The following is a 7,548-nucleotide window of genomic DNA, read 5'->3' as shown; positions in this document are numbered from 1 at the left end:
GATTAGGAGTAGCTTATTTAACAGGATTAGCAGTAGGATTCTGGGAATCAAAAGAGGAAATAAGTTCACAATGGAAATTAGAGAAAGAATTTATTCCAACAATGTGTGAAGAAGAGAAAGAGAAAAAATATAGAGGATGGAAAAAGGCAGTAAAAAGAGCTATGGAATGGGAAGAAGAATAAAAAAATAAAATATAGGGAGGAAAAAGTTTATGGAAACATCAGGAAAAATCGAACTTAGAGGATGGGGAATAGTTATCATAGGTTGGGCAGCTTTTATGTTAGCAAATTTATCCAACTTTGCTTTTGGTATTATTCTTCCAGACATGAGACAAGAAATTGGATTTGGATTAGAAACTTCAGGATGGCTTAGTGCTGTAGCTTGGATAGGAAAAGGGTTGTTAACAATTCCAATTTCATTATTTATCACAAAAGCAAAACCAAAAAGAATTTTACAAATTATTTTCTTAGTACTTGGAAGTGGAATGTTATTACAAGGTTTTGCAACAAATATTGTGATGTTATTTGTAGGAAGATTATTTGTTATGGGAGTAGCAGCAGGAATTTTATCAGTATTAGTTTTATTTAAGATTCAATACATTCCTAAAGATAAAATGGGATTTATAAATGGAATCGAAACTTTTGCTGGACCAGCTGGACAAACTTTAGGAACAATAGCAATACCTTTCTTACTAGCTATAATGACTGGTTGGAGAAGTGTTATGATACTTATGGGATTTGTAGGAATAGCATTATCAGTATTATGGACATTTGTATGTAAAGATAAAAATGAAAATAAAGTGGAAGAAGTTAAGAAAGAAAAAAAATCTATATTAGCTCCATTAAAAGAAGCTGTAAGTCAAAAAAATGTATTATTACTAGCTCTTGGATGGCCTGGAACATCATTAACATGGATAGCAATCTATACATTTTGGCCAACATATGCAGTTGAATCTTTAGGATTAACATTAGTACAAGCAGGAATGGTATTAGGATTTTTACCAGTAGCTTCAATGATATCTTCATTATTATCACCAATAATTGCTAAAAAAATAGGATATGATAAACCAATAATTTGTTTATCTGGACTTATATTACCAATTTCTTACTTTGCAATGTTACAAACATCAAATATACCATTATTATGTCTAGCATCATTTATATCTGGATATGCAGCTTATTCTTTTGTACCACTAGCATTTACAGTTTTATATAAAATACCAAATCTTTCTTCAGAAGCTGTTTCATTAGGAACTGGATTTATATTTACATTAGTTGGATTAGGAGGAGCTTTAGGAGGAAGTTTAGCAGGAATTTTAGGAAGTACATTTGGATTATATAAAGCAATAGCTCTTACATGTTTAGCTCCATTTGTATTCTTTGTATTAACATTATTCTTAGATGAAACTGGTGAAAAAGCACAAATGAAAAAAGCTCAAAAAGTAGATAAATAAAATATAAAATAATTTAAATAAAAAAATAATTTTTCATACTTAATATAAAAACAAATAGGAGGTATTAAAAATGGCAATATTACTAACACAAGAAGAAAAAGATTTATATGAAAAAGCATTGAATTATGGAAAGGAGAAACTATATCCATTAACATTTGATGTGGATAAAAGTCCTGAACTAAACAGAGAAATAATAAAAGATATGGCAAAAAATGGTTTCTGTGGAGTAGGAATTCCTAAAGAAATGGGTGGAAAAGGATATAACTACTTACAAACAGCTTTAATATATGAAGAGTTAGCTTATGGAGATGGAATGATGGCTTTCCAAATGCAATTACATAATAATATTTCTATGGAAATAGCTACATTCTATGAAGGAATAAGCGATGAAGTAAAAGCAATAGTTCCAGGACTTGCAGATGGAAGTAAATTAACAGCTTTTGCATTGACAGAATCAGCTTCAGGATGTGACCCTTCAGCAACAACAGCTTATGCAGAACTAAGAGAAGATGGATATCATATTTTTGGTAAAAAAGATTGGATATCAAATGCTGAAAATGCTGATTACTATAATGTAATGATAAAAGATGGAAAAGATTCTAAAAACATGATTATGCTTTTAGTAGATAAAGGAACAAAAGGACTAAAATTCCTAAAAAATAGAGAACGTTTAATAGGAAATGGAATGTCTTGTGGAAGTCTTGAATTTGATGATTGTGTAGTACCAGTAAGTAGACTATTATCAGCTAATGGATTTAAAGAAGCTTTAATAGCAATAGACGTAGCAAGAGTATACACTCCAGCAATAGCAGTGGGAGTTGCTCAAAGAGCATTAGATATTACTGCTGAATATCTAGCAACAAGAGAATCATTTGGAACACCTATATTAAAAAATCAAGGAGTACAATGGGAACTTGCAGATTTAAGTGCAAAAATAGAAGCAGCAAGATGGTTAGTATATAGAACTGCTAGTGTTATGGATTCAGGGGAACCAGTAGCAATAACTGCAGCTAAAAATAAATATTTTGGAACAGAAGTAGCAATGGAAGTTTTAGTAAAATGTGCTCAATACTTTGGTGCTGAAGGATTTATGAAAGATTCAAGAATTAGTAAACTATTATATGTAGCTAAAATGCTTCAAATAGTAGATGGAACTACAGAAATTCAAAAAATAGTTATTGGAAGAGATATTGCAAGAAAATATTTAAAAAAATCTAAATAATAAAAATATGAAAGAAAATTAACTATAATGGAGGAATATAATGAAAGTAGATAAGAAAATAATGACAGCTGATGAAGCTGTAAGATTAATAAAATCAGAAGATACAGTAGCAATAAATGGATTTGGTTCTTTAGTTTATCCAGAAGAGGTAACAGCAGCTTTAGGAAAAAGATTTTTAGAAACAGGAGAACCTAGAAATTTAAGTTATATAGCTGGAGCAGGATTAGGAGAAGCTACAGAAGGAAGATTAATAGATGGAATCAGTTATGAAGGATTAGTTAAAAAAGTTGTATGTTCTCACTTTATTAAAATGGTAGGACTAAAAACTTTAGCAAAAGAAAATAAAATAGAAGCTTACAATTTACCATATGGAGCAATTTCTCACATGTTTAGAGCTGCTGCAGGAAGAAAACCAGGAGTTCTTACAAAATTAGGATTAAAAACTTTCGTTGACCCTAGAAATACAAGAGGAGCTTTAAACGAAATTTCTAAAGATACTTTAGCTGAATTAATGGTTATAGATGGTGAAGAATATTTATTTTATAAAGCACCAAAAGTTGATGTATCTATCATAAGAGGAACAACAGCAGATATAAATGGAAATATTACATTTGAAAAAGAAGCATTCTATTTAGACCCATTTACAACAGCAATGGCAGCAAAAGCAAATGGAGGAAAAGTAATAGTTCAAGTTGAAAGATTATCAGGAACTAGAGCAAATCCAAGACAAGTAAAAATACCTGGAGCAATAGTAGATGCTATAGTTGTTGCACCAACTCAATGGCAAACAATGATTGAACAATATAATCCAGCTTATACAGGAGAATTAGTTGTACCTGATTCTCAAATTCAACCTATGTTAGATGAAGTTACAAGACTAAGTGTTGGTGGAGGTAAAAAAGAAAGAACATTACTTCATAAAATTATAGCAAGAAGAGCAGCTATGGAATTAAAAGAAAATGCTGTAGTTAACTTAGGAATAGGAATTCCTGAATTAGTACCAGCTGCTGCAAAAGAATTAGGACTTTCTGGAGAAATGGACTTAACAATAGAAGCAGGATTAGTTGGAGGAACTCCTTCTGGAGGATTAAGTTTTGGAGCTGTTATAAACCCAGAAATGTGTCAAGATACAGCATATCAATTTGATTTATATGATGGTGGAGTACTAGATATTACATTTGTTGGAGCAATGCAAGTTGACAAAAAAGGAAATGTAAATGTAAGTAAATCAGGAGGAAATATAATAGGAGTTGGAGGATTTGTAAACTTAACTCAAAGTGCTAAAAAATGTGTTTATTGTTTCCCATTCTCAGGTGGAGGAAATAAAATGGAAATTGTAGATGGAAAAATGCACATTTTACAAGAAGGAAAATATCAAAAATTCTGTGAAAAAGTTGATGAAATTAGTGCAAGTGGAGAATATGCAGTAGAGTCTGGACAAGAAGTATTATATGTAACTGAAAGATGTGTATTCAAATTAACTCCTGAAGGATTAGAAATTATAGAAATAGCTCCAGGATTAGATATAGAAAAAGATATCATTTCATTAATGCCATTTAGACCTTTAGTATCTAAAGACTTAAAAGAAATGGATAGCAGATTTTTCTTATAATTTAAGTTAGGTATATTGAATTTATATATTTTAAGAGGGTCTTAGTAATAAGACCCTCTTAAGAAATTTAGTTTAAAAAAATAATTTAAATATATAAAAATATATATTTAAATCATTTATTTAAAAATAACTTTTAATTATATAAGGAGGAATAGATGGATTTTCAATTTACAAAAGCACAAGAAATGTTACAAAAAGTAGCTAGAGAATTTGCTGAAAATGAAGTGGGTCCTTTAGCAGCTCAAGTAGATAGAACAGGAATATATCCTAAAGAAACTTTTGAAAAAATGGCAAAAATGGGATTTACTGGAATAGGAACACCTATTGAATTTGGTGGGTCTGGAGGAAATGATATAGATAAGGTTATAGTAGTAAACGAAATTGCGAAAAAATGTGCAGCAACTGCAGCAATTTTATCTATTCATACAATCTTTGCTCAAGGAATTCTTAAATTTGGAACTGAAGAACAAAAGAAAAAATATTTACCAATGATGGCTGATGGAGGATGTTTAGGAGCTTTTGCTTTAACAGAACCTAATGCTGGTACAGATGCAGGAGCTGCAAAAACAACAGCTATTTTAGATGAAGAAACTGGTGAATATGTAATAAATGGGACTAAATGCTTTATCTCTGGAGGAGCTCAAGCTCAAGCTGTTTTAGTTTTTACTTTAACAGAACCAGCAAAAGGATTAAAAGGAATGTCAGCAATCATTGTTGAAAAAGGAACTCCTGGATTTACATATGGAAAAATAGAAGAAAAAATGGGAATTCATGGTTCAGAAACTGCTGAATTAATTTTTGATAATTGTAGAGTTCCAAAAGAAAATCTAGTAGGAAAATTAGGAAAAGGATTTAATATAGCAATGACTTGTCTTGATGGAGCAAGAATAGGTGTAGCAGCTCAAGCTTTAGGAATTGCAGAGGGAGCTTTTGAAGAAAGTGTAAAATATGCTAAAGAAAGAGTACAATTTGGAAAACCAATAGCTGAATTACAAGGAATTCAATGGTATTTAGCAGAAATGGCAACAAAAATAGAAGCAGCAAGATGGTTAATTTATTATGCAGCTAGTTTAAAAAATAGTGGAAAACCATTTACAAAAGAAGCAGCTATGGCAAAATTTAATGCTTCTACAGTAGCTAGAGAAGTTACTAATTTAGCTTTACAAATCCACGGAGGATATGGATATATGAAAGATTATCCATTAGAAAGAATGTATCGTGATGCAAAAATTACAGAAATTTATGAAGGAACATCAGAAGTACATAAAGTTGTAATTTCTAGAGCTGTTTTAAGTTAGGAGGAATAAATGAATATAATAGTATGTTTAAAACAAGTACCAGATACTAATGAAGTAAAAATAAATCAAGAAACAGGAACATTAATAAGAGATGGAGTACCAAGTATTATAAATCCTGATGATAAAAATGGTTTAGAAGAGGCTTTAAGATTAAAAGATGAATTTGGTGGAAAAGTAACAGTTATAAGCATGGGACCACCACAAGCAAAAGAAGCTTTGAAAGAAGCAGTGGCTATGGGAGCAGATGAAGTTTATTTAGTTTCAGATAGAGCTTTTGGAGGTTCAGATACTTGGGCAACAGCAACTATATTAGCTGCAGCTATTGAAAAAGTAGGAAACTATGACCTTATAATTTGTGGAAGACAAGCAATAGATGGAGATACTGCACAAGTAGGGCCAGAAATAGCAGAGTTTTTAAATCTTCCTCAAGTAACATATGTAAAAAATATAGAAGTAAAAGGGGAAAAATTATTAGTAAGTAGATTTACAGAAACAGGAGATTATTTAATAGAAACAGAAATGCCTGTATTATTAACAGCAATAAAAGAATTAAATACTCCTAGATATCCAACTGTTAGAGGAATATATAAAGCATATGAAGAATTAAAAGATGAAGATATAAAAATATTAACATTAGCAGACTTAAATGTTGATACAACTCAAATAGGACTAAAAGGTTCTCCTACAAATGTATATAAATCTTTTGTTCCAACAAAAACTAAAGAAAGTAAAATTATGGAATGTAAAGATAAAAAAGAAGTTACAAATATTTTAATGACAGAATTACATAATTTGAATTTAATATAGGAGGATACAATGTCTAGAGCAAAAGTAAATCAAAATATAGACCTAAATAGTTATAATAATGTATGGGTTATTGGTGAACAAAGACAAGGAAAAATACAACCTGTAACTATAGAATTAATTGGTGAAGGAAGAAAATTAGCAAATCAATTAAATAAAAAATTAGCTGTTGTAATACCAGGAAATAATATAGATAATTTAGCAGAAGATTTATTACATTATGGAGTAGATACAGTTTATTATCTGAAACATGAATTATTAGAAAATTTCTCTACTCAAGGAATAACAATAGCTGTATCAGATTTAATTTTAGATAGAAAACCTGAAATAGTATTAGTTGGAGCAACTTCTATAGGAAGAGATATAGCTCCAAGAATTGCTGGAAGAGTTGGAACAGGATTAACAGCAGATTGTACAAAACTAGAAATAGATTTAACTGATAATAAAATATTACAAACAAGACCAGCTTTTGGTGGAAACTTAATGGCAACAATAATTTGTCCTAAAAATAGACCACAAATGTCAACAGTAAGACCAGGAGTAATGGAAAAAGCACCTTATACAGAAGAAGTAAAAGGAACAATAGAAGTAGTAACTCCAAACCTAAAACCAGAAATGATTCATACAAAATTAGTAGAAATATTAGAATTAAAGAAAAAATTAGTAAACTTAACAGATGCTAAAATAATAGTTTCAGGTGGAAGAGGATTAAAAAAAGCAGAAGGATTTGAATTAATAAGAAAATTAGCAGACAAATTAGGTGGAGAAGTAGGAGCTTCAAGAGCAGCAGTAGATAGTGGTTGGATAGACCAATCTCATCAAATAGGACAAACTGGAACAACAGTAAGACCAACAGTATATATAGCCTGTGGAATATCTGGAGCAATTCAACACTTAGCAGGAATGAGCGAATCAAAATATATAGTAGCAATAAATAAAGACCCTCAAGCTCCAATATTTAAAGTATGTGACTATGGAATAGTTGGAGATTTATATGATGTAATTCCAGAAATGATAGAGTGGATAGATAAAAAATAATAAAATTTATAAATAAAAAAGACTATTGTAAATTTACAATAGTCTTTTTTTATTTCTAAGGAAATTATAAATTGATTTTATATAAAAATTTTTTAATTTTTTATATGAAAATAGACAAAAA

Annotated in this window: 6 protein-coding genes and 1 pseudogene; all 7 read left to right on the top strand. The window is 30.1% G+C overall.

The features are described 5' to 3' along the window. Positions 1-182 (top strand): annotated as a pseudogene (locus HF862_RS09870) (glycerol kinase); the annotation flags it as partial. 29 nt (positions 183-211) lie between these two features. Beyond that, positions 212-1,453 carry an MFS transporter gene (locus HF862_RS09865; protein WP_170187691.1) on the top strand — a complete coding sequence of 414 codons (1,242 nt, stop codon included), beginning with the start codon at positions 212-214 and terminating at the stop codon, positions 1,451-1,453. A gap of 70 nt (positions 1,454-1,523) precedes the next feature. Further along, a complete protein-coding gene (locus HF862_RS09860) occupies positions 1,524-2,675 on the top strand; it encodes an acyl-CoA dehydrogenase family protein (protein ID WP_170187690.1) in 1,152 nt (383 codons plus the stop codon). Between the two features lie 40 nt (positions 2,676-2,715). Then, the gene (locus HF862_RS09855; RefSeq protein ID WP_170187689.1) at positions 2,716-4,287 is read left to right on the top strand and encodes an acyl CoA:acetate/3-ketoacid CoA transferase; all 1,572 of its coding nucleotides are present in this window, start codon (positions 2,716-2,718) and stop codon (positions 4,285-4,287) included. A gap of 155 nt (positions 4,288-4,442) precedes the next feature. Further along, the gene (gene acrC / locus HF862_RS09850) at positions 4,443-5,585 is read left to right on the top strand and encodes an acryloyl-CoA reductase (RefSeq protein WP_170187688.1); all 1,143 of its coding nucleotides are present in this window, start codon (positions 4,443-4,445) and stop codon (positions 5,583-5,585) included. A gap of 9 nt (positions 5,586-5,594) precedes the next feature. Further along, positions 5,595-6,392 (top strand): electron transfer flavoprotein subunit beta/FixA family protein, encoded by a 798-nt coding sequence (locus tag HF862_RS09845; RefSeq protein WP_170187687.1) that lies wholly within the window; start codon positions 5,595-5,597, stop codon positions 6,390-6,392. A gap of 9 nt (positions 6,393-6,401) precedes the next feature. Further along, entirely contained in the window at positions 6,402-7,427 is a 1,026-nt protein-coding gene (locus HF862_RS09840; RefSeq protein ID WP_170187686.1) for an electron transfer flavoprotein subunit alpha/FixB family protein, read from the top strand. The last annotated feature ends 121 nt before the right edge of the window (positions 7,428-7,548 follow it).

Source organism: Fusobacterium sp. FSA-380-WT-3A (genome assembly GCF_012843705.1).
GTDB lineage: Bacteria > Fusobacteriota > Fusobacteriia > Fusobacteriales > Fusobacteriaceae > Fusobacterium_B.
The sequence above is the reverse complement of the archived record's forward strand: the minus strand, read 5'-3'. Positions and strand labels throughout refer to the sequence as shown.